We start from the raw sequence: 22,089 nt of genomic DNA on the forward strand, positions 1-22,089 counted from the left end.
GGGGAAGATGCAAAAGGCACTTGTTGCCGCCGATCACGTCGTCATCACGAAGGGCAAAGAGGCGCAGGTGGCGGGCATAAAAAAGCCGGTGCTGTTGCACCGGCCAAAAGGCGTTGGAAAACTTGAAACTGCGGGTATTACCAGTTCTTGCCGAGGCGGGCATCCAGGCTGAAGGCGCCGGCACCGGCTGCCGCCAGGGCCAGGAAACCACCGGCCACGGAGACGTTCTTCATGAACATCAGCATCTGCATCTGTTCGGCCGGCTGATAGTGGAAGATGAAGGCCGCCATCAGGGTGAAACCGGCCATCAGCACGGAGAGGCTGCGGGTAAACAGGCCCAGCATGATGGCGAGGCCACCACCCAGCTCCAGCAGGATCACCAGCGGCAGGATGAAACCGGGCACGCCCATGGCTTCCATATAGCCCTGGGTGCCGGCGTAACCGCCGATCTTGCCCCAGCCCGCCACCACAAACATCAGTGCCAGCAGTACGCGACCTACCAGCAGTGCCACATCTTTCATCTTGTCCATCGTTCGATTCCTTTGCTTACCATCATGGTATTTACAGTGTAAGAGCTAATTGTTAACTCATTAATTTTGCCAAGAATTATCTATCAAGGCAGATCAAACAGCAGGGCTTCACTCCCCCTGGAGGCCGTGAGTACCCAGGTCGGCTCGTCGCGGCTGAGCAGCCCGTCGCCGGGTCGGGCAGCCAGACCGTTGCCAGTCAGCTCCCCTGAAATCATATGCAGGTAACCATGACGTCCTTGCAATGCCCATTCGAGGGATTCCCCCTCGGGGAGCTGCAAGCGCCAGACGCGAGCCTGCTGGCGGATCCTGAAGGATCCATCCTCGCCATCCGGTGACGCCACCAGCGTCATGCCGGGTCTGGTCTCAATCTTCTTCTGCTGATATCCGGGTGTGGTGCCGTGTTCGTTCGGCTCGATCCAGATCTGCAACAGGGAGAGCGGCTCGGTCTGCGAGGGGTTGTACTCGCTGTGCCGGATGCCGGACCCTGCGCTCATCAGCTGGAAATCCCCCGCCGGGATCTGCTCGGCATGGCCGAGGCTGTCCCTGTGCTCTATGGTGCCGCTCAGCACGCAGGTGAGGATCTCCATGTTGGCGTGAGGATGGGTCGCGAATCCGCCACCCGGCGCCACCAGATCCTGATTGATGACCCGCAGGGCAGAGTGCCCCATCCACTCCGGGTCATAGTAGTGACCGAAGGAGAAGCTGTGACGGGCGTCCAGCCAGCCGAAGTTGGCCTTGCCCCGTGCTTCTGCGGCTCTCAATTTCATCATGGTGTTCTCCTCACTGACCAAAGTGGTTCATTAACGCTGGCGGCCGTCACCCAGACCGAACGGGATGCGGTAGCTGCTGCTTTCGTTGCCCAGGCTCACGGTCAGGTTGCCCTGGGTGCGGCTCGGGATGGCGACCTGCTGGGTGCCCATCAGGTTGGCGTGGACGGAAGCCAGCAGATCACCGGACTCGTCGCGCACCTCCAGCATGGGGTTGGCCTTGCCGTCCATCGCAGCGGTGGCGCTCCAGTTGACGAACAGCACGCCCGGGGCGGCGCTGAAGTCGGCCGGTACGGAAGCCTGGGCTACACCTGCGGTCATCAGGCCTGCAACGGCCAGCATCTTGATTACGTTTTTCATGTTCATTCACTCTCTTGGTTTTTATGTCATTGCCAAGGCCCTGCGGGCCAGAATCAATGCATCCATGCAAGAGATCATTCAAATACTATGTTGTTCTTTTGCTGACATCAGACATCGTGTTTGGGGGATGTCTCAGCCCGGAACTACCTTTTATTTGGTCGCTTGGCCTTCCTGCCTAAGCGTTGATTGAATATTAAAGTGACTTCCCCTAAGTTGTTAGCGAGATAATCTGGTAAACATATTCAAAAAAATTGAAGGTTTGATATGGCCAAGGAATCAAACAAGGAGCGGGCGCTGACCCTGGAGGCGATCCGGGTGCTGGATGCCATCGATCGCCGGGGCAGCTTCGCGGCGGCGGCCGACGAGCTGGGCAAGGTGCCCTCGGCACTGAGCTACACGGTGCAGAAGCTGGAAGACGAGCTGGACGCCATGCTGTTCGACCGCAGCGGCCACAGGACCAAGTTCACCCCGGCGGGCCGCATGCTGCTGGAGCGGGGCCGGGTACTGCTGGAGGCGGCCGAACATCTGGTGGGCGAGACCCGGGCCCTCTCCCGGGGCTGGGAGACCGACATCACCATCGCCGTCGATGCCCTGGTCCCGCTGCAGGCGCTCTACCCGCTGGTGGAGCGGCTGGCCGAGCTGACCGATACCCGGCTCAGGCTGCGGGCCGAGGTGCTGGCGGGCAGCTGGGAGTGTCTGGAAGATGGCCGGGCCGATCTGCTCATCTCCTCCCTCAACCCCGACATCATGATGACAGGCGTCAAGCATCAGGTGCTGCAGGAGGAGGTGATGCTCTATGTCGCCCACCCGGATCACCCCCTGCACCAGGAGCCCGAGCCCCTGGCGGACGAGACCCTGCGCCGCTACCGGGCCATCGCGGTGGCCGACACGGCGCTGCGCAAGCCGGTGCTCACCTATCGCCTGCTCGACAAGCAGCCGCGCCTGACCGTCAGCACCATGGGGGAGAAGCGCGATGCCCTGCTGGCGGGGATCGGGGTCGGCACCATGCCGCTGAGCTGGATTGAAGAAGACATCGAGGCGGGACGACTCAAGGTGATCAGCCCCGAGTATCGCCACCAGATCCAGGTCGCGCTGGCCTGGCGGCGCGACACCATGGGCAAGGCCAAGAGCTGGCTGGTACGGGAGATCCCCAAGCTGTTTCCCTGCAAGGGGGAATAAATGGCTGTCGCGTGGGGACGGTGGCGCAGGAAGTACCGAAACTGAGCCCTTGTCTTGACGACGGGCTCAGATTCTAGGAAAAGAAAAAAAGCGGACCTCTTGCGAGTTCCGCTCAATGCCAGGAAAGAATAAAACCTTTCGGTTAAAAAACCCTTAAATTGGAAGCAAACAATCGTTTTCTCAACCAGGAAGGTATTGAATCCGATTCGTGTTGAATTATGTGCTTTGTAATATGCATCACCAGCAAAATGTTGAAAGGTTGAAGGATATGCACCACCAGGTGTCACTTTCTGCCACCTTGCACCATAACTGGTCAGGCCATTTCAGCCATCATCACCGGGTTATTCTCCTCTGGTTTTTCTAGGTATCAAAAATTGAGCCCGATACCGACAAACAACGCATTTTCTGACACGACTAAAAATGCAGATAAAGGAATAGTTGCATGACCTACAGCCAGACCCTGGCCAACCACATTCTCGACACCCTGAAGAAGACCCTGACCGACAAGGGGATCCGCTATCAGACCCTGGCGGAGGCCATGGGAGTGTCCATCGCCACCGTGAAGCGGATGATGAACAAGCCCTCCCTGCCGTTCGACACCCTGCTGGAGATCTGTCACCTGGTGGGACTCTCCTTCGAGGAGCTGCTGGATCGCACCCAGGACGCCCAGAGCCGGCGCGCCGTCTTCACCCAGGAGCAGGACGAGGCGTTTCACAAGGAGCCGGGGCTCTATGCCTTCCTCGCCAACATCTTCTGGCGCGACAAGACCCTGATCGATCTCAAGCGGGAGTACGGCCTGACCGATGCCTCCTGCTATCTCTACCTGCGCAAGCTGGAGAAGCTCGGCATCCTGCAGCTTGGCATCGACAACAGCTACCACTTCCTCATCAGCGAGCGGATCAGCTTCGAGCAGCACAGCCGCTTCGCCCGCCAGCAGGCGCGCCAGGCGATGTCGGTGCTGGGGGACTATCTGGTGGAGAACATGCACAGGCCCAACAACTACATGGCGCTGTGCCAGCTCCATCTGGACGAGACCGAGGCCATGGCCCTCATCGATCGCATGAAGGAGTACTGGCATCAGGAGCTCAAGCTCAACCGCCCCGCCATCGGCCAGCGGGAAGGGAGCAAGACCTACACCATGTCCCTGCAGCTGGCGGACTGCGGCTACCAGAGCTTCGACGATCTGATCCCCAATATCGACAACTGATCCCGGCGGATCCCGCGGGATCCGCGCCTCTTTCCCTCCCCGGGTTGCCCGTCAGTTCAGGCGATCCCCATGACCTGATGAATCCCCCGCTGCCCGCCCCGTTCACCCACTCACCGTTCATCCACAACCAGGTTCTTCAATGGTTTCTCGAAGGCGGTCGGCAAAGCGCGGGTATCCAGGCAGATGCGGGATGGCCGCCTTGGCCGCCAGTGTTCACCAACTCACCCCCGATCCGGGACCAGGTTCTGCGATGGTCTCTCGAAGGCGGGCGACAAAGCGCGGGTATCCAGGCAGATGCGGATGGCATCCGGGCGCCAGTGCTCGATGTCGCAATCCACCAGCCCTCCCCGCTCGTCGTAGTTGACCCGCACCAGCCGCAGCACGGCACTTCCCTGTGCCAGATTGAGGGCGCGGGCTATTTCTCCCCGGGCCGCCGAGGGGGTGATCTCCAGACTCGAGCTGCCCTGGCCTATGCCATAGCGATCCCGATAGAGCTCGGTGAGGGAACTGGCCAGAGGGGCATTCGCAATGTCGGGGAAGCGGCTGGCCAACAGGTGGTGGCTGACGTGCAGGACGGGACGGCCATCGATAAGGCGCAGGCGCCGGATCTCATAGAGCGGAGTGAAGGGGGCCAGCCCCATGCGATGACACAGGTCACTGCTGGCAAGCTGACCTCCGTGGGCCAGCACCCGGGTCTCGGCGACGCGCTGCTGCTCGCCGATCCACTGGTGGAAATGGGTATGGATGGCGGGATCATAGGTGAGGCGAGGAGGCGCCACGAACCAGCCGCGCCGCTCGGCCCGGTAGATGAGGCCGTCCGCCTCCAGGCTGGAGAGCGCCTCCTTGATGGTGATGCGGGTGGTGGCGAAGCGCTCGCTCAGGGCCCGCTCGGCGGGCAGCTGCTGCCCGGCCGCCAACTGGCCGCTGCCGATGTAGCGGCGCAGGATCCGGCAGATCCGCTCGCACTTGGAGGGGCCACGGCCGTCGGCCATGCCCGGTTCGTTCAATTCCGGCTCTGTCACGCGCTTGTCCCTGTCGTCTGTTCTGTGGTGGCGGGCTGGAGTAGGCCAGTGCCCCTTGGCCCCGAGTTGTACTCCGGGCGGATGACAGGGACGTGACAGGGCGATTGTCATCAAATTGCCATCAAAGCGCCCCGTCACCGTCATATTCGCGCTCTAGCATCCCTCTCGAACCTTAACTGACCTAGTCCAGAGGGATGGGATGATGAGAAGCGTGATCGCAAGTGCACTGGCCCTGGTGGCCATCAGCCAACCACTTTTTGCAGCCGAAAATATCGCGGATCTGGAGAAGGCCGCTCGCGGCGAAGGCCAGCTCAGCAGCGTCGGCATGCCGGACAGCTGGGCCAACTGGAAGGATACCTGGCAGCAGCTCGGCAGCATCTACGGCATCAAGCACCAGGATACCGACATGAGCTCGGCCCAGGAGATCGCCAAGTTCGCCGCCGAGAAGGGCAACGCCACCGCCGACATCGGTGACGTGGGCGGCGCCTTCGGCCCGGTCGCGGTCCAGCAGGGCGTCACCCAGCCCTACAAGCCCTCCACCTGGGCCGACATTCCGAACTGGGCCAAGGACGCGGACGGTCACTGGATGCTGGCCTATACCGGCACCATCGCCTTCCTGATCAACAAGGATCTGGTCAAGGCCGCTCCCACCAGCTGGCAATCCCTGCTGGGCGGCAACTACAAGGTGACCCTGGGTGACGTGGGTGTCGCCTCCCAGGCCAACAACGGCGTGCTGGCGGCGGCCTATGCCACCGGCGGCAGCGAGAAGAACCTCAAGCCCGCGCTGGAGCTGTTCGGCAAGCTGGCCCAGCAGGGCCGTCTGTCGCTGAACGACCCCACCATCGCCAACATCGAGAAGGGCGAAGTGGAAGTGGGTGTGCTGTGGGACTTCAACGCCCTCAACTACCGCGACCAGATCGACCCCAAGAAATTTGATGTGGTGATCCCGAGCGACGGTTCCGTCATCGCCGGCTACACCACCATCATCAACAAGTGGGCCAAGAACCCCAACGCCGCCAAGCTGGCGCGGGAATACATCCTCTCCGACGCCGGCCAGATCAACCTGGCGCGCGGCTACGCCCGCCCCATCCGCAGCAACGTGACCCTGCCGGATGACGTCAAGGCCAAGCTGCTGCCGGCCGAGCAGTACGCCAATGCCAAGCCGGTGCAGGATCACGCCGCCTGGGAGCAGAGCTCCAAGGCCCTGCCGCGCCAGTGGCAGGAAACCGTCATGCTCAACATGCAGTAAGGAGCGGCCAGTGCAACACAAGGTGATAGTGGTACTTGTGGATGGCCTCTCTGCCGAGGTAGCCCATTGCATGGGCTACCTCGCGGGCATGGTGGAGGCGGGACAAGGGTTGCAGGCCACCCTGAGCTGTGCCCTCCCCTCCCTCTCCCGGCCCCTCTACGAGTGCATCCTGACCGGGGCGACGCCGGTGGAGAGCGGCATCACCCACAACGGGGTGAGCCGTCTCAGTCGGCAGGAGTCCATCTTCCATCTGGCCCGGGCGGGCGGCAAACGCACCGCAGCGGCGGCCTATCACTGGGTGAGCGAGCTCTACAACCAGAGCCCCTGGCAAGCGGCGCGGGATCGCTTCACCCATGACGAGCGACTGCCCATCCAGCACGGCTGTTTCTACTGGGATGACGGTTACCCCGACAGCCACCTGCTGATGGATGGCGAGTGGCTGCGCAGCCAGTACGACCCCGATTTTCTCCTGATCCACCCGATGGGGGTGGACAACGCGGGTCATCAGTTCGGCCTCGACTCCCGTCAGTACCGCAATCAGGCGCGCCGGATGGACAGCCTGCTGGCCGACCTGCTGCCCCAGTGGCTGGCACAGGGTTATCAGGTGGTGATCACCTCGGATCACGGCATGAACGAGGATCTCAGCCATGGAGGCACTCTGCCGGAGGAGCGCACCGTGCCGCTCTGGCTGTTTGGCGATGCGTTTGTGGCCCAGTGGCCGGCCGGCCCCACCATGCAGCAGACCCAGCTCTGCGCCCTGATGGCCGACCTGCTGGGGGTTCCCCACGACAAGCCAGCTGCCCCCCCGCTGCTCAAGGCCGGCAACCTGCCGGAGGTACACTGATGATTCCCGCCCCCACCGAGATCCTGGCGGATCAACCAACCGTCACCCGGCGCCGGCTGCGTCGCCACTGGCTGCCCGCCCTGGTGCTGCTGCCGTTCGTTCTCCTGATGATCCTGTTCCAGCTCGCTCCCATGGTGTGGGTGCTGGTGGGCAGTTTTCAGACTCCGGACGGTTGGGGCCTCGACTACTACCGGGAGATTTTGAGCTCTCCCTTCTACCTGCAATCGTTCGGCAACTCCTTGCGCATCGCCGGTATCGCCAGCCTGGCGGGGCTCGCCATCGGCACGCTCGGGGCGGCGGCGCTGCGCCACAGTGGCGAGCGGGTGAAACGGCTGCTGCTGGCCTTTGTCACCATGACCGGCAATTTCAGCGGCGTGCCGCTGGCCTTCGCCTTCATCATCATTCTCGGCATCAATGGCGCCGTGACCCTGCTGCTGAAATCCTGGGGCCTCATCGACGGCTTCAACCTCTACTCCGGCACCGGTCTCATCCTCATCTACACCTACTTCCAGATCCCGCTCGCCCTGCTGCTGCTCTATCCGGCGTTCGATGCGCTGCAGGATGAGTGGCCCCAGGCCGCCGCCCTGCTGGGGGCGAGCAAGAGCCAATATGTCTGGCACGTGGCGCTGCCGGTGCTCACCCCCGCCCTGCTCGGCACCCTGATCATCCTGTTCGCCAACGCGGTGGGGGCCTATGCCTCCGCCTATGCCCTCACCACCGGCAACTTCAACCTGGTGACCATCCGGGTGGCCAGCCTGGTCTCCGGCGACATCTTCCTCGAGCCGAACATGGCGGCGGCGCTGGCGGTGATCCTGATGGTGCTGCTGGGAGTAGTGACGGCCACCAACCAGTGGCTGCTGAAAAAGAGCTACGTGAACAGGGGGCAAACCCATGCATGACCTGAAACCTGGCTGGCCGCGCTGGGTGCTGGGGGCCCTGGTGGCCACCCTGCTGTTGCCGCTGCTGGCCACCTTTCTCTACTCCATCTCCACCCGCTGGGGGGCCACCCTGCTGCCGGACGGCTTTACCCTCGACTGGTATCGCCAGCTCTGGGGCGACCCGCGCTTTCTCGCGGCCTTTGGCCGCAGCCTCCTGGTCTGCTTCGCCACCCTGCTGCTGGGGACCCTGGTGCTGGTGCCCACCGTGCTGGTGGTGGCCTACTACTTCCCCAGGCTGGATCCCTGGATGAACCTGTTGATCCTGCTCCCCTTCGCGGTGCCGCCCGTGGTCTCCTCGGTGGGCCTGCTGCAGATCTACGCCGACGGCGTCCTGCCCATCATCGGCACGCCGTGGATCCTGGTGGGCACCTGGTTCACCGTGGTGCTCCCCTTCATGTACCGGGCGCTGGCCAACAGCCTGCAGGGGGTGCCGCTCAGGGATCTGATGGATGCCGCCCACCTGCTGGGGGCGAGCAGCGGCCGCGCCTTTCTGCTGGTGGTGATCCCCTGCCTGCGCAAGGGACTGCTGGCGGCGCTGTTTCTGTCGCTCTCCTTCCTGCTCGGCGAGTTCGTGTTCGCCAACATGCTGGTAGGCACCCGTTACGAGACCCTGCAGGTCTACCTCTACAACATGCGTTCGACCTCGGGCCACTTCACCAGCGCACTGGTGATGAGCTACTTCCTGCTGACCCTGCTGCTCACCTGGGCGGCGAACAGATTTCATCGGTGAATCAAGATGTTCCATCTAGAAGTGAATCAACTGCACAAATCCTACGGTGACACCAAGGTGTTCGAGGGGATCGAATTCGGCATCCGCAAGGGGGAGCTGGTGACCCTGCTCGGCCCCTCCGGCTGCGGCAAGTCTACCCTGCTGCGGGCGCTGGCCGGGCTCACCCCGGTGGATGGCGGTCAGGTACGGGTGGCCGGTGAGGAGATCACCTGGCAGGCACCCCAGAAGCGGGGCATCGGCATGGTGTTCCAGAGTTATGCGCTGTTTCCCAACATGACGGTGCGGGACAACGTCGCCTTCGGCCTCAAGATGAAACCCCAGCCGGGGCGGGATCTGGCGGCCAGCGTGCAGGAGGCGCTGGCGCTGGTGGAGCTGACCGGCTTCGAGCGCCGCTATCCGGCCGAGCTTTCCGGTGGCCAGCGCCAGCGGGTGGCCCTGGCCCGGGCTCTGGTGGTGCAGCCGCGGATCCTGCTGCTGGACGAGCCGCTCTCGGCGCTGGATGCTCGCATCCGCCGCAGCCTGCGCCAGCAGATCCGCGAGATCCAGCAGCGCCTCGAGCTCACCACCATCTTCGTGACCCATGACCAGGAGGAGGCGCTCACCCTGTCGGACCGGATCTTCCTGATGAACAAGGGATCCATCGTCCAGAGCGGCACGCCGGAGGAGATCTACACCCGCCCCGCCGATGCCTTCGTGGCGAGCTTTATAGGCCACTACAACCTGCTGAGCGCCGAGCAGGGCAAGTCCCTGTTCGGCCCCCGCTATCGCCACAAGCTGGCCCTGCGGCCCGAGTCCATCGCCCTGCTGCCGGCCGGCACCCGGTGCGAGGATCCCTGCCTGCCCGGCGTCATCGCCCACCAGCAGTTGCTCGGCAACGTTATCCGCTACCAGGTGACCTGCGAAGCAGGGATGCTCACGGTGGACTGCCTCAACCGCTCGGCCCGGGATCTGCTGCCGGTGGGCAGTGCCGTGACCCTGGCGGTGGCCCGGGATCAACTCTGTGAGGTAGCATAACGCCATGAATCCCATTCTTTTTTCGACCGGCATGCCGAGGCAGGCCATCACCGCAAGGAGCCCCCATGACGCTGGCACTGTTTGATCTGGACGAGACCCTGATAGCGGGAGATTCCGCCAGCCTCTGGCTGGAGTACATGGTGGCCCAGGGGCTGGCCCCGGTGGACATGGTGGCCGAGGAGCAGGCCATGATGTCCCTCTACCATCAGGGCAAGATGGACATGCACCAGTACATGGCCTTCACCCTGCAGCCCCTGGCGGGCAAGGAGCGCCAATGGCTGGATCAGCAGTGCCACCACTTCGCCGAGCAGGTGCTGCGCGATCGACTCTACCCCGAGGGGCTGGCGCGCATCGAATGGCACAGGGAGCAGGGCCACACCCTGGTGCTCATCTCCGCCTCGGGGGAACATCTGGTGTCCCCCATGGCCCGGATGCTGGGAATGGATCACTGCGTGGCCATCCAGCTGGACGAGGAAGAGGGACGGCTGACCGGCCAGACCCGAGGCACCCTGAGCTTCCGGGAGGGCAAGGTGGCCCGCATCAACCAGCTGTTTACGGACCTGGCCAACCCCTGGCAGGAGAGCTTCGGCTACAGCGACTCCCACAACGATCTGCCCCTGCTGCGGGCGGTGTCTCACCCCCATGCGGTCAACCCGGCCCCCGCGCTGCGCCAGTGTGCCTCGGAGCTTGGCTGGCCCCTGCTCCACTGGGCGACAGAAGCCTGAGCCCGGAATGCAGAAGAGGCCCTCAGGCCTCTTCCTTGCGCAACCCCCTGTCATCCGGGGGCGAATCCTCCTGGCCTGCCGGAATGCTTGCCCCGACATAGATGCGGTTCTTGCCATCCCGCTTGGCGCGGTAGACCTCGGCATCGACGCTGGCGAGCAGCGCCTTGGCATCGAGACCGGGGGCACTCGCCACCAGGCCACCGCTGAGGGTGATCCCGAGCCCGGGTTCGCGCCAGTCCAGTGCCGCCACCCCCTTGCGAAACTGCTCCAGCAGCATCTGGCAGAAGTGCACGTCCGGGTTGGCCAACAGCACTACCAGCTCCTCGCCGCCGTAGCGGCAGACCCAGCCATGGTCCCCCAGCAGCCGGGTACCAAAACTCGCTACCCGCTTGAGCACCACATCCCCGGTCTGGTGGCCATAGGTGTCGTTGACCCCCTTGAAGTCATCGAGATCGATCATGGCCAGGCAAAAGACGTGCTGCTCCAGCAGCAGCCGGTTCAGGCGCTCGTCGAAGAAACGGCGGTTGTAGAGGCCGGTCAGCTTGTCCAGATTCGCCTGCTGGCGCGCCTCATGGTAATCCTTGCTCACCTCGGCCAGCTCGGCATAGACATGTCTTAGCTCGCGCATCCCCCCGTGGGGAGCCTCCTCGGGCCTTGTCCTGCTGGCGCGGATCATGGTGGAGATCTCGTCCAGCATGCGCCTGAAATAGCGGGACCAGAACAGCGCCAGCACCACATAGAGCACGCTGGCCAGCACGATGACCCCCAGCACGTTGAGCAAGGCACTCTTCACCACCGCCTGGATGCTGGAGGCAGGCAACACGCTGATCAGCACCCAGTTGCGCTCCGGCAGCCGACTGTAGGCCACAAACTGCTGCGAGCTCTGATCCAGGAAGAGCCCATCCTCTTTGCTGAAGCGGGAGAGCCAGTCCGGGTGGGTCATGGATTTGAGCAGGCGGGACGGGTCGGGATGGGCCAGCACCTTGCCAGACTGATTGATGATCATCTGGTAGCCGCTGCTCCCCTGGCGGTTCAGCTGGGCCGAGAAGGGGGCCAGGATGGCATCGACCGCGAGGACCCCGCGCACCTTGCCCTCCTTGTCGGTCAGGGCGCGCGCCAGGGCGATCACCAGATTGCCGTTGGTGTAGTCGTAATAGGGCTCGGTCCAGACCATCTTGCCCACGTGCTGGCTAGCCAGCTGATACCAGGGGCGCACTCTGGGATCGAAGTTGGCATCCGCCTGCCACTCGGGGTAGATCAGCATCTGGCGCTCGGCGGTGCCGACATAGATGTAGACCAGGTCGGCCATGACGCCCTTGTAGAGCCGCCACTCCTTCAGATAGGTCTCGGTGTTCTTCAGGTGGGGACCACTGATGTCCTCCACCTTCATCTGGTCGTAGATGAGGGTGAACTGACGCTCCATCTCGTGCAGATAGGGCTCGATGAAGACGTGGCGCAACTGGTGGTTGGTGGCGAGCAGGCGCTGTTGCAGCTCCTTTTGCAGGCTGCGCTCCATGTGCAGGTAATAGATGGCGCCCAGCATCAGCACGGGGATGAAGAGCACCAACAGGCCCAGACGCATACGGGCGACCAGGGACCAGGTCTTTCTGGAAACTGCCTGTTTCGCCAACCCTGACTCCCCTATACCCTGACGTCGTGTAGTGTCAGAATATCAGCCCCGCCTGATGGCGTCCAAAGGGAAGCGTGCCATGTGGCCAACGAGAAGGAACTGGCTTGGATGTTGAACCCGGACCTGCTGACCGCGCTCCATTACTGCGCCGTGATCACCCTGACCGGTGCCATCACTTCGCAATACTTCCTGTTTCGGCGCGGCATGTCCATCGAGCAGGTGCGCAAGCTGCTGCTGGCGGACAGCCTGGCCGCGCTGGCCTTGCTGCTCATCTTCATCACCGGCGTGCTGCTGGTGCTCGCCCACCCGCAGCCTCCCTCCACCCTGTTCGCCAATCCCGGCTACCGCACCAAGCTGCTGCTCTTCTTCACCATGGCCATCAGCTTCGGCTACCCCAGCCGGCTGTTCCATCGCTGGCGCCGCTCCCTGCGCCAGGGACGGGCCCCCATCGTCTCTACCCAGCAGCAGCTCTGGGTGATCTGGATCCTGAGGGGCAACCTGCTGATGCTCGCCCTGCTGCCTCTGCTCGCCAAACTGGCCGGCCGCTGAACCAGCCGCCCTGGTCATGCCCGTGCCGATGCAAATCGCTGGCGACAAACGCCCCCGCACACGGGTATCGTACTGACGGGGCCAGAGTGCCCGCGACCGTTTCTCAGGGATGATTTCGTATGCGTTCAAACATGATGTTACTGATGGCCGCCGCCATCTGGGGGCTGGGCTTCGTCGCCCAGCGTCTGGGGATGGATCACATGGGGCCCTTCACCTTCAACGGCCTGCGCTTTCTGCTCGGCGCCTTCTCCCTGCTGCCCCTGCTGTGGTGGCTCAAGTCACGCCAGCCCAGGCAGCCAGCCGGGCAACCGTCCGGGGATAGACGCCAGCTGCTGATCGGGGGCCTGCTGGCCGGGGGAGTGCTCTTCTCCGCCGCCTCCCTGCAACAGGTGGGGCTGCTCTACACTACGGCCGCCAAGGCGGGCTTCATCACCGGCCTTTACATCATTCTGGTGCCTGTCATCGGCCTGGCCCTGCGCCACAAGACGGGAGCCAACACCTGGATCGGCGCCCTCATCGCCATGGCCGGGCTCTACTACCTCAGCGTCACCGAGGAGTTCACCATCGGCTACGGCGATCTGCTGCAGGTGGTGGGCGCCCTGTTCTGGGCCGTGCATCTGCTGGTGCTGGATCACTACTCCAACCGGGTCGCCCCCATTCGCCTCGCCGGGGTACAATTCGTGGTGTGCGGCCTGCTCAGCCTGATCACGGCGTTCGCCATCGAGACCCCGACCCTCTCCGGTGCCGTCGCCGGCTGGCAGGCGCTGCTCTACGCGGGCCTGGTCTCGGTCGGTATCGGCTACACCCTGCAGGTGGTCGGTCAGCGGGGCGCCCATCCGGCCCATGCCGCCATCATCCTCAGCCTGGAAACGGTGTTCGCCGCCATCGGCGGTGTCCTGCTGCTGGGGGAACACCTGGACGAGCGGGCCATCGTCGGCTGCGCCCTGATGCTGGCGGGCATGCTCATCTCCCAGATCCGGCTGCGCTGGTGGTGGAAGTCCCGCCGGGACAAGGTGCCCAGCCAGTGAATGCAAAGAGGAGCCGATATGGCTCCTCTTTCGTCTTTACGAACCCCGGTATGCGTCGCCACTCAGCCTTGCACGCTGGAGCAGAAGCTCACGTCGTCCCGTAGCGGATCGTTGCTCACGCTGTGGTAGAGCTCGAAGCAGGGGCCGTCGCCAAAGGCCAGCCCGGCAGAGACGATGTCGCCGATGTGCTCCTGCCAGCGCGGCCCGTACTGGCTGCGATCCGTGATGAGGTAGCGGGACTGGGCGTAGCGCCCGGCGGGAATGCCCTGGGTCTCCACCTCCCCCGTTCCCTGAGTGCCTGCCGGCACCGTGATGCCGATATCGGTGCGGCACTGGGCCGGTGGCGTCACCTCGGGGTTGTCGTGGTAGATGAAGATCCACTCCCCGTCCGCCAGGCCGCGGGTGGCCGCCCACTGGTGCAGCCGGCCACAGACCGCGTCATACCCCTCCCCGTAAGGTCCCGTCACCCGGATGTAGGCCAGGGTACGCGCGTCCATTTCAACCGTCTTCATGATGTTGCTCCTTGCTGATGAGTGGCCTTCAGCATAGGGGTCCGGCTCGAAGCGCGCGTGTCCCTCCTTGCGCTCCAGGTGTCCATTCTTGCTCTCCTGGCGGCGAAACGCCCCCGGGGTGCAGCCATAGTGGCGACGAAACGCCTTGGCGAAGGCCTGGGAGCTGCCGAGCCCCGCCCCCAGGGCGATGGCGGTGATGCTGGCGTCGGTATAGCGCAGCTGCCAGGCGGCTCGCTGCATGCGCAGGCGGCGGCACATCTCGCCAGGGGCCTCGCCGGTGACGGCGGTGAAGACCCGGTGGAAGTGGTAGAGGGAGAGACAGGCTCGCGCGGCCAGCGCCTCGATGGAGAGGTCCGGATCCTGCTCCAGCGCCCGCACCACCGGCAGCAGGCGGCGACGATAATCGATCATGGGCGCAGCCTGGCCATGTAGAGGGTGTCCATCAGCTGGCCGTGGCGCATGCCGTATTCCCGAGCGATCCCCTCCTGCACGAACCCAGCCTTGCGATAGAGGGCCTGAGCCGCCTCGTTGTCACTCCAGACGGTGAGCTCGAGGCGGGTCAACCCGAGCCAGTTATCCGCCAGATCGATGGCGGCCGCCATCAGGGCACTGCCCACGCCACGCCCGGCCCAGTCGTCGCGCACCGCCATGCCGAGGCCCGCCACGTGGCGCCGGCGCGGGTTGGGCTCTTGCCACAGGGTCAGATTACCCACCACCAGGCCATCGGACTCGGCCACCAGCACGGTGACGCCGTCTCGCGGTTCGAGCCGCTGCTGCCAGTGATGCAGCGAGGCGAAGGGGAGTTGCAGGGTGCCGGCCTGGGCTTGGGGCATGGCGTAAAGATCGCGCAGGGCGGGGGCATCCTCGGGACCGGCGCGGCGAACAATAATGGACATGAGACCTCCTTGGCTATGACCCATCTTGCCGCAAAATCTGCTCCCGTCGCCATACCCATCAGCGAAACCAATCAAAGGGTTAGGAACACTCCATTGGAGCCGGACGCGCCACTCCCCTAGTCTGACCGCACGCCAACAAGGAGATCCACCATGACCGACAAGACCCTGCACAGCGCCAACGGCGCCCCCGTCGTCGACAACAACAACAGCCTCACCGCCGGCCCGCGCGGCCCCGTCCTGCTGCAGGATGTCTGGTTGCTGGAGAAACTCGCCCATTTCGATCGCGAGCGCATCCCGGAGCGGGTGGTGCACGCCAAGGGCTCCGGCGCCTACGGCACCTTCACCGTGACCCACGACATCAGCCAGTTCAGCAAGGCCGACCTGTTCAACGCCATCGGCAAGCAGACCCCGGTGTTCCTGCGTTTCTCCACCGTAGCCGGCGAGAAGGGTGCCGCCGATGCCGAGCGCGACGTGCGCGGCTTCGCCCTCAAGTTCTACACCGAGCAGGGCAACTGGGATCTGGTGGGCAACAACACCCCTGTCTTCTTCATCCGCGATCCGCTGAAATTCCCCGACTTCATCCACACCCAGAAGCGGGATCCGCGCACCAACCTGCGCAGCGCCACCGCCGCCTGGGACTTCTGGTCCCGCCACCCGGAATCCCTGCACCAGGTCACCATGCTGTTCAGCGACCGCGGCATCCCCAGGAGCCTGCGCGAGATGAACGGCTACGGCAGCCACACCTTCAGCTTCATCAACGACGCCAACGAGCGCTTCTGGGTCAAGTTCCACTTCAAGACCGAGCAGGGCCACAGCTTCTACACCGATGAAGAGGCCGCCACCGCCGTCGGCCAGGATAGAGAGACCAGCCAGGCCGACCTCTACAACGCCATCGAGCGCGGCGACTTCCCGCGCTGGAAGGTCTATGTGCAGGTGATGCCGGAGGCCGAGGCCCACACCAGCAAGGTGCACCCGTTCGATCTCACCAAGGTGTGGCCCCACGGCGACTACCCGCTGATCCCGGTCGGCGTGCTGGAGCTCAACCAGAACCCGGACAACTACTTCGCCCACGTGGAGCAGGCCGCCTTCACCCCGGCCAATGTGGTGCCCGGCATCGGCTTCTCGCCGGATCGCATGCTGCAAGGGCGGCTGTTCTCCTACGGCGACACCCAGCGCTACCGCCTCGGGGTCAACCACGGCCTGCTGCCGGTCAACGCCCCGCGCTGCCCCTTCCACACCGCGCACCGCGATGGCGCCATGCGCAGCGATGGCAACGGCGGCGCCAGCCCCAACTACCAGCCGAACCGTTTCGGCACCCAGACCCCGAGCGGCCAGCACGAACCGGCCCTGAGCCTGGAAGGGGCGGCGCTGCACTACGACTTCCGCGACTACGACGCTGACTACTACAGCCAGCCGGGGGCGCTGTTCCGCCTGATGGACGAGGGGCAGCGCGCACGCCTGGCCGCCAACCTGGCCCGCTCCCTGATCAACGTGCAGGACGACGCCATCGTCGCGGCCCAGCTCAGCCACTTCGAACAGGCCGACCCCGAGTACGCCCGGCGAGTCGAGCTGGCCCTGGCCGCCTTGCAGCGCTGATGCCTGCCCGGCAGACAAAGAACAAACGGGGGCCATGGGCCCCCGTTGTCATCGTGCTGCACGGAAAAACAAACACGGAGCCAATGGCTCCGTGTTTCAATGCGTTATCAATCCCTGACGGAACGCGCCTCGCGCGCCTCGCGCTCCCTTGCCAACAGGCGTTTGTACCACCAGCTGCTGCGACGACGTTGTGCATTGGAAGAACGACGAGCCATTGCCTAGATCCCAGTCAAGAGAAGAAAGAGCCGCATTATGCGATAGAGATCACGCCCGTGTCTGTAGCTGGATCAAGAAAAGGCTCACTGGCCGACGCGGATCGTCGTCTTGTTGCTCGACTCCTGCCCGGGGGGTTGCAGCACGGCGGGTTCGCGCCAGGCCAGGGGGCCATTGCTCTCCAGCGCGTTCTGCGGGCCGCACTCCAGCCAGAGATCCCCCTGCTGGATCCGGGCGCCGAGGGAGTATTTCTGATCCTGATACCAGCAGACTCGCTCCGGCAGCGACCCCAGGGGCAGCACCAGATCCGCCCCCACCGAGTGGCGGGACTGTGCCTGTACCCTGGCCGGATCCGCCAGGGCGCCGGTCGCCCCCACCAGGACAAGCAGAGAGAAGACGAATTTAATCATGACAAGCGACCCGTGATGAGAAGAACCCTATCCATAGAGGCGACCACTGTCGTCGCCCACTTGACCAAAAAATGACAGCTCATCTGGCATTCCGGGGGCAATATGTTAGCCTGCCTGCGCCCGCCGGCTACACCCATGGAGCTGGCGAACCAGTTCAGGTGATGTTGTCGGAATGGGACAACACATTACCTTATTAATCAAATAATTACTTGGATATGTTGTCGATGCGTATCATGCCGTTGCTCAAGGCCGCCTGCCTGAGCCTGATGTTGTCCGCCTGCGTTGCCCCCCTGCTGATGATGAGCCCCACCAGCCAGCTGATGTGGGCCCTGCTCAAGCCGCTGGTGGGTTTCGATCCGAACGAAACCAGCCTGTTCGAGCAGCCGATGATCAAGGACAGAATGACCGCCATGCTGGGGCCCAACTACGACACCACCATGCAGCTGCTCAAGACCGCCAATGAGTTGCAGCAGGAGGGACCGCTGTTCTACGTGGTCTCCCGCTACGCTCCCATTCCCGACGTGGCCAAGCAGGCCGGCATGGTGTGGAACGCCGACACCAACCAGCTCGCCGTCATGCTGCAAAAAGGGGACGGGGCGACCCAGGTGTTCGGTGAGAACCTGATGGCGAGCACCCCGGTCTGGCCCAGCACCATGCAGGATTGGCAATCCCAGACCAACCCCACCGCCACTGCCCTCAGCGGGGTCGGGCAAGCCATGACGGGATCCGGCACCTCATTGCTGGGCGGCATGATGGGCAGCCTGCAGCAGAGCGCGAGCAAGACCCTGGCCGACTCCACCAGCAAGATGATCGGCGGCGCTGCCACGTCAGCGCAGCAACAGGCCCAGAAGGCCGTCACCGACAGCGCCCAGCAGGCGGTCAGCAGCGTCGCCACCTCGGCGCAGCAGCAGGCCCAGAAGACCGTCACCGACAGCGCCCAGCAGGCGGTCAGCAGCGTCGCCACCTCGGCGCAGCAACAGGCCGAGAAGGCCGTGACCAGCAGCGCCCAGCAGGTGGTCAGCAGCGCCGCCACCTCGGCGCAGCAACAAGCCCAGAAGGCCGTCACTGACAGCGCCCAACAGGCAGTGAGCAGTGCCGCCACGTCGGCGCAGCAGCAGACCCAGAAGGCCGTCACCGACAGCACCCAGCAGGCGGTGAGCAGCGCCGCCACCGCAGCGCAGCAGCAGACCCAGAAGGCCGTCACCGGCAGTGCCCAGCAGGCGATCAGCAGCGCCACCGCGACACAGCAACAGGCCGGGAAGGCGGTGGCCGCCGCCGCCCAGCAGGCAGTCAGCGGCGCCACCAAGACGCAGCAACAGCTCAAGAAGGCGGAGGAAGAGGCTGACACCCTGAGCGATCAAGCCAGGGCCGATGCCGAAGCCGAGCTGGAGAAGCTGCTCAACTGAACGAGGGCGAGCGACGCCACCATGCAAACAGGCCACCCCGGGGTGGCCTGTCGTCTATCAGGGGAGGGGCAAAAACCTTAGAAGTGGCGGTCCTGCTCGGTGGGCTTGGCCACCTTGTCCTCGCTGTGCTCGATGGCGGTACGGATAAGGTCGACACCCGCCCGGATGATGAGCACCCCCATGTTGACCAGCTTGACGCAGACCCACATGAAGGTGATCAGCAGGATCAGCTTGAGCACCGTCTGGAATGCCTCCAGGAAGTTTTGTTCCAGCTGGGCGGTGAGGCCGTTGGCACTGCTCATCAGCCAGTTGTAGACCTCGCGCACGAAGGGTATGCGGCTCGGCATCTCCAGCACGTCCAGCGCTGCAGGCAGCGCCTGGAAGATGACGATGCTGCCAAACAGTATCAGGATGACGCCGATGGCGATCCCCAGGAAGAAACCGAACTGTCGCATGAAGGGCCTCAAGATGTGGTGATTGAAAGGAACAACAACCGCCAATACTAGGGACTGCCCGGGCAGACGGCAATCTTTGTGCCCCAGATTGCGCCAACCCCTTCCTGCATGAGGCCCTTCATCGGGAAGTCATTGCCCAGATATCTGATTTCTGTGACCCTTGTCCCCACTCCTCTCCCATGGACCCATCATGATCCGATCCGCCTTGCTCCTGATCCTGCTGTTTGGCGCGCTCTGTGCCCCCCTGCGCGCCGCCGAGCCCCCCCCTTCGGCGGCCGCCTGCGTGGTACGCCACCAGCAGTCGCTACTGCTGGTGCAGGACAGTCTCTCCTCCCGCTACAGCCTGAGCGGGGGCTACATAGATGCGGGGGAAACCCCGGCCCAGGCGGCCCTGCGGGAGCTGTTCGAGGAGACGGGATTGCGGGGGCGCGTCACCGGCGAGCTGGGGCGCTGGCAGCGGGCGCAGGTGTTCGCCTGCCAGACCCTCTCCCCCATCCAGGCACAGGCCGGGACGGGGTTCGTCTCCCTGCTCCAGGCACCGAATCTCGGCGGCGAGATCCAGAACGCCAGGCTGATGGAGGCGGACAGGCTGCCCCATGACGCGCGTCGTTTCCCGGCGCAGCTCGACTGGCTGGCACCGAAGCTGACCGGAGTGCCCGAGAGCCCTGTGCAGTGGGTGGCCAACTTCAGCAACGGCGCCAGCGCCCTGCATCGCGCCGAGCTGCCGCTGATCCAGCGCCTGCAAGCCTGGCTGGGGACAGACGCTAACTGGCTCCTGGTCGGCAATCTGCTGGGCTCCGCCCCCTTCCAGCTGGCGCTGCTGCCCTTCCTGATCCCCTTGCTGGGCTGGCAGGGGCTGCGCCGACTGCTGTTTGCCATGGTGCTGCTCACCCTGCTGGTGCACCTGTTCAAGGACGGCCTCGGATGGCCGAGGCCCTTCCATCTGCAGCCCGAGCTGGCCCGCCAGAGTGCCCAGGGGTTTGGCATGCCCAGCGGCCACACCGCCTCGACCCTGCTGTTCTGGGGACTGCTGCTGACCACCCTGACCTCCCTCAAGACCTGGCAGGGCGCCGCACTGGCCCTGTTGCTGGCCATGCTGGCTGGCCTGGCCCGGGTCTGGCTCGGGGTGCACTTCCTCTCGGACGTCCTGGCAGGCCTGGGGCTTGGCACCCTGCTGCTGGCGCTGCGCGCCCCCCTCACCACGCTGGCGGGGCAACACCTCTCCTGGTGGGGCCTGCTGCTGATCTGCACCCTGGCGGGCTGGCTGACCCAGTCCACCGCCCTGGCCGGGCTTGCCATGTTCACCCTGGGGCTTGCATCGGGTAATCTGCTACAACTCGAACGGCACCCGGTTCCCGCCATCCGCACCACCCTGCTGGCACTGGGGGGCGGGCTGCTCATCGGGGGAGGCCTGCTGCTGGTGCCCCTGCTCACCAGCAGCTCCCTGCTGATCCTGGCCGGGAGAGGGTTACTCTATGGCTGCCTGGGGTTCTGGCTGAGTGCCGGACTCTGGTGGCTGCTGTCCATCGTCCATACCGGCTCCTCCCGGAGCCCCACCCCCACAAAGGGAACGTCATGAATATGAAGAAAGTGGATTTGGCCAAGATCACCCTGGGCTTGCTGTTCCTCAGCTTGCTCATCATCTCGTGTTTCATGGTGCTGCGCCCCTTCCTGCCCGCCCTGGTGTGGGCCACCATGATCACCATCGCCACCTGGCCGCTGATGCAGATGGCCCAGCGCCTGCTCTGGGGCAAGCGCGCCCTGGCGGCACTGCTGATGAGCGGCATCCTGCTGCTGATGTTCGTCATCCCGCTCTTCATGACGCTGGCCAACGTGGCAGAGAAGGCTCCCATGCTGATCGAATTCGGCACCGAGCTGAGCCACTCCCCGCCCCCCGAGCTGCTCTGGTTGCAGCAGGTCCCCCTGGTCGGCACCAAGCTGTATGAGTTCTGGCAACAGATCCTGGCGAGCGGCGGCCAGGTGCTGTTCGCCAAGCTGGCCCCCTACTTCGGCCAGACCGCCCGCTGGCTGGCGGCCCAGGCGGGCAACCTCGGCCTGCTGTTCGTCCACTTCCTGCTGACCGTGGCCATCTGCGGCCTGCTCTACCATTCGGGTGAAAAGGCTGCGGATGGCATCCGCCGCTTCGCCCATCGCCTGGCGGGCCAGCGCGGCGACAATGCCGTGGTGCTCGCCTCCCAGGCCATTCGCGCCGTCGCCATGGGGGTGGTGGTGACCGCCCTGGTGCAATCCTCGGTTGCCGGACTCGGCCTGCTGATTGCCGGCATTCCCTACACCATGATCCTGGTGGTGCTGATGTTCCTGCTCATCGTCGCCCAGATCGGCCCCTTCCCGGTGCTGCTGACCAGCATCGGCTACCTCTACTGGAGCGGGGACACCACCTGGGGCACCTTCCTGCTGGTCTGGTCCGTGCTGGCGGGCACCATGGACAACTTCCTGCGCCCCTTCCTCATCAAGCGCGGGGCCGACCTGCCCCTCATCCTCATCCTGGTGGGTGTCATCGGCGGCCTGCTTGCCCTCGGCATCATCGGCCTCTTCATCGGCCCCGTGGTGCTGGCAGTGGGCTACACCCTGCTGGATGCCTGGATCAAGGAGGAAGAGACCTCTCCAACCATCGCCTCCCCTGTCCCGCCCAAGGCGGACTGACCCCTCATCCAGGACGCCGCCGAGGGGCGGCGTCCCTGCCCTCTTCCCGCATCCAGCCGCGCCAGAACCAAAGTTCGAAGCAGTGCGCCAAAATACGAACCAGGGTTCGAATCCTCCCCCCGCCTCCCCTGCCCTCTCCCCGGGCCGCCCGCCACAATCCCTGCC

The 22,089-nt window shown here is 64.4% G+C and carries 23 protein-coding genes; 14 read left to right on the forward strand and 9 right to left on the reverse strand.

The window, feature by feature from the left end; translation table 11 throughout:
* Positions 1-137: 137 nt before the first annotated feature.
* The 3 genes from BN1136_RS15790 to BN1136_RS15800 all read right to left on the reverse strand — a co-directional run bounded on the left by BN1136_RS15790 (position 138) and on the right by BN1136_RS15800 (position 1,663).
* Positions 138-530: a DoxX family protein gene (locus tag BN1136_RS15790; RefSeq protein WP_043808887.1), complete on the reverse strand. Its 393-nt coding sequence runs from the start codon at positions 528-530 to the stop codon at positions 138-140.
* A gap of 83 nt (positions 531-613) precedes the next feature.
* The gene (locus BN1136_RS15795) at positions 614-1,300 is read right to left on the reverse strand and encodes a pirin family protein (RefSeq protein ID WP_043762577.1); all 687 of its coding nucleotides are present in this window, start codon (positions 1,298-1,300) and stop codon (positions 614-616) included.
* A 30-nt stretch (positions 1,301-1,330) separates the two neighbouring features.
* Positions 1,331-1,663, reverse strand: a complete 333-nt coding sequence (locus BN1136_RS15800; protein WP_043762572.1) for a hypothetical protein — start codon at positions 1,661-1,663, stop codon at positions 1,331-1,333.
* 258 nt (positions 1,664-1,921) lie between these two features.
* Between BN1136_RS15800 and BN1136_RS15805 the strand changes: the two genes are divergently transcribed.
* Both BN1136_RS15805 and BN1136_RS15810 read left to right on the forward strand, forming a co-directional pair.
* A complete protein-coding gene (locus tag BN1136_RS15805; RefSeq protein ID WP_043762570.1) occupies positions 1,922-2,836 on the forward strand; it encodes a LysR family transcriptional regulator in 915 nt (304 codons plus the stop codon).
* A 442-nt stretch (positions 2,837-3,278) separates the two neighbouring features.
* A complete protein-coding gene (locus tag BN1136_RS15810; RefSeq protein WP_043762568.1) occupies positions 3,279-4,043 on the forward strand; it encodes a helix-turn-helix domain-containing protein in 765 nt (254 codons plus the stop codon).
* A 221-nt stretch (positions 4,044-4,264) separates the two neighbouring features.
* Here BN1136_RS15810 and BN1136_RS15815 read toward each other — a convergent pair whose 3' ends face one another.
* Positions 4,265-5,035 (reverse strand): UTRA domain-containing protein, encoded by a 771-nt coding sequence (locus BN1136_RS15815; RefSeq protein ID WP_043762566.1) that lies wholly within the window; start codon positions 5,033-5,035, stop codon positions 4,265-4,267.
* Positions 5,036-5,267: 232 nt separating this feature from the next.
* Between BN1136_RS15815 and BN1136_RS15820 the strand changes: the two genes are divergently transcribed.
* The 6 genes from BN1136_RS15820 to BN1136_RS15845 all read left to right on the forward strand — a co-directional run bounded on the left by BN1136_RS15820 (position 5,268) and on the right by BN1136_RS15845 (position 10,565).
* On the forward strand, positions 5,268-6,314 hold the full coding sequence (locus tag BN1136_RS15820; protein WP_043762564.1) for an ABC transporter substrate-binding protein: 1,047 nt from the start codon (positions 5,268-5,270) through the stop codon (positions 6,312-6,314).
* 10 nt (positions 6,315-6,324) lie between these two features.
* A complete protein-coding gene (locus BN1136_RS15825) occupies positions 6,325-7,158 on the forward strand; it encodes an alkaline phosphatase family protein (RefSeq protein ID WP_043762562.1) in 834 nt (277 codons plus the stop codon).
* Complete coding sequence (locus BN1136_RS15830) at positions 7,158-8,057, forward strand: ABC transporter permease (protein ID WP_043762560.1); 900 nt, start codon at positions 7,158-7,160, stop codon at positions 8,055-8,057. Before BN1136_RS15825 ends, BN1136_RS15830 begins: the two co-directional genes overlap by 1 nt.
* Entirely contained in the window at positions 8,050-8,826 is a 777-nt protein-coding gene (locus tag BN1136_RS15835; protein ID WP_043762558.1) for an ABC transporter permease, read from the forward strand. The genes BN1136_RS15830 and BN1136_RS15835 overlap by 8 nt, the downstream gene beginning before the upstream one ends.
* Positions 8,827-8,832: 6 nt before the next feature.
* Positions 8,833-9,840, forward strand: coding sequence for an ABC transporter ATP-binding protein (locus BN1136_RS15840; protein WP_043762556.1), 1,008 nt, complete (start codon positions 8,833-8,835; stop codon positions 9,838-9,840).
* A 65-nt stretch (positions 9,841-9,905) separates the two neighbouring features.
* Positions 9,906-10,565 (forward strand): HAD family hydrolase, encoded by a 660-nt coding sequence (locus BN1136_RS15845; protein WP_043762554.1) that lies wholly within the window; start codon positions 9,906-9,908, stop codon positions 10,563-10,565.
* Positions 10,566-10,587: 22 nt separating this feature from the next.
* Here BN1136_RS15845 and BN1136_RS15850 read toward each other — a convergent pair whose 3' ends face one another.
* Positions 10,588-12,195 (reverse strand): sensor domain-containing diguanylate cyclase, encoded by a 1,608-nt coding sequence (locus BN1136_RS15850; protein ID WP_043762552.1) that lies wholly within the window; start codon positions 12,193-12,195, stop codon positions 10,588-10,590.
* A 108-nt stretch (positions 12,196-12,303) separates the two neighbouring features.
* Here BN1136_RS15850 and BN1136_RS15855 point away from each other — a divergent pair, with 108 nt between their 5' ends.
* Positions 12,304-12,744, forward strand: a complete 441-nt coding sequence (locus BN1136_RS15855; RefSeq protein WP_043762551.1) for a DUF2214 family protein — start codon at positions 12,304-12,306, stop codon at positions 12,742-12,744.
* Between the two features lie 119 nt (positions 12,745-12,863).
* Positions 12,864-13,772, forward strand: coding sequence for a DMT family transporter (locus BN1136_RS15860; RefSeq protein ID WP_043762549.1), 909 nt, complete (start codon positions 12,864-12,866; stop codon positions 13,770-13,772).
* Positions 13,773-13,834: 62 nt separating this feature from the next.
* Here the strand turns inward: BN1136_RS15860 and BN1136_RS15865 are convergent, their stop codons facing one another.
* Together BN1136_RS15865 and BN1136_RS15870 are read right to left on the reverse strand one after the other, a co-directional pair.
* Positions 13,835-14,695: an AraC family transcriptional regulator gene (locus tag BN1136_RS15865; protein ID WP_043762546.1), complete on the reverse strand. Its 861-nt coding sequence runs from the start codon at positions 14,693-14,695 to the stop codon at positions 13,835-13,837.
* The gene (locus BN1136_RS15870; RefSeq protein WP_043762543.1) at positions 14,692-15,180 is read right to left on the reverse strand and encodes a GNAT family N-acetyltransferase; all 489 of its coding nucleotides are present in this window, start codon (positions 15,178-15,180) and stop codon (positions 14,692-14,694) included. Before BN1136_RS15870 ends, BN1136_RS15865 begins: the two co-directional genes overlap by 4 nt.
* A gap of 150 nt (positions 15,181-15,330) precedes the next feature.
* Here BN1136_RS15870 and BN1136_RS15875 point away from each other — a divergent pair, with 150 nt between their 5' ends.
* The gene (locus tag BN1136_RS15875; protein ID WP_043762542.1) at positions 15,331-16,776 is read left to right on the forward strand and encodes a catalase; all 1,446 of its coding nucleotides are present in this window, start codon (positions 15,331-15,333) and stop codon (positions 16,774-16,776) included.
* A gap of 299 nt (positions 16,777-17,075) precedes the next feature.
* Here the strand turns inward: BN1136_RS15875 and BN1136_RS15880 are convergent, their stop codons facing one another.
* Positions 17,076-17,399, reverse strand: a complete 324-nt coding sequence (locus BN1136_RS15880; protein ID WP_043762540.1) for a YnjH family protein — start codon at positions 17,397-17,399, stop codon at positions 17,076-17,078.
* A 224-nt stretch (positions 17,400-17,623) separates the two neighbouring features.
* On the opposite strand from BN1136_RS15880, the gene BN1136_RS15885 reads away from it, so the two are divergent.
* On the forward strand, positions 17,624-18,805 hold the full coding sequence (locus tag BN1136_RS15885) for a hypothetical protein (protein WP_043762538.1): 1,182 nt from the start codon (positions 17,624-17,626) through the stop codon (positions 18,803-18,805).
* Between the two features lie 77 nt (positions 18,806-18,882).
* Here the strand turns inward: BN1136_RS15885 and BN1136_RS15890 are convergent, their stop codons facing one another.
* Entirely contained in the window at positions 18,883-19,260 is a 378-nt protein-coding gene (locus tag BN1136_RS15890; protein WP_043762537.1) for a hypothetical protein, read from the reverse strand.
* A gap of 190 nt (positions 19,261-19,450) precedes the next feature.
* Between BN1136_RS15890 and BN1136_RS15895 the strand changes: the two genes are divergently transcribed.
* Together BN1136_RS15895 and ydiK are read left to right on the forward strand one after the other, a co-directional pair.
* A complete protein-coding gene (locus BN1136_RS15895) occupies positions 19,451-20,839 on the forward strand; it encodes a bifunctional NUDIX hydrolase/phosphatase PAP2 family protein (protein ID WP_043808889.1) in 1,389 nt (462 codons plus the stop codon).
* Entirely contained in the window at positions 20,836-21,924 is a 1,089-nt protein-coding gene (gene ydiK, locus BN1136_RS15900; protein WP_043762575.1) for an AI-2E family transporter YdiK, read from the forward strand. The genes BN1136_RS15895 and ydiK overlap by 4 nt, the downstream gene beginning before the upstream one ends.
* Positions 21,925-22,089: the final 165 nt, after the last annotated feature.

Source organism: Aeromonas taiwanensis, assembly GCF_000820165.1.
In the GTDB taxonomy this organism is placed as follows: domain Bacteria; phylum Pseudomonadota; class Gammaproteobacteria; order Enterobacterales; family Aeromonadaceae; genus Aeromonas; species Aeromonas taiwanensis.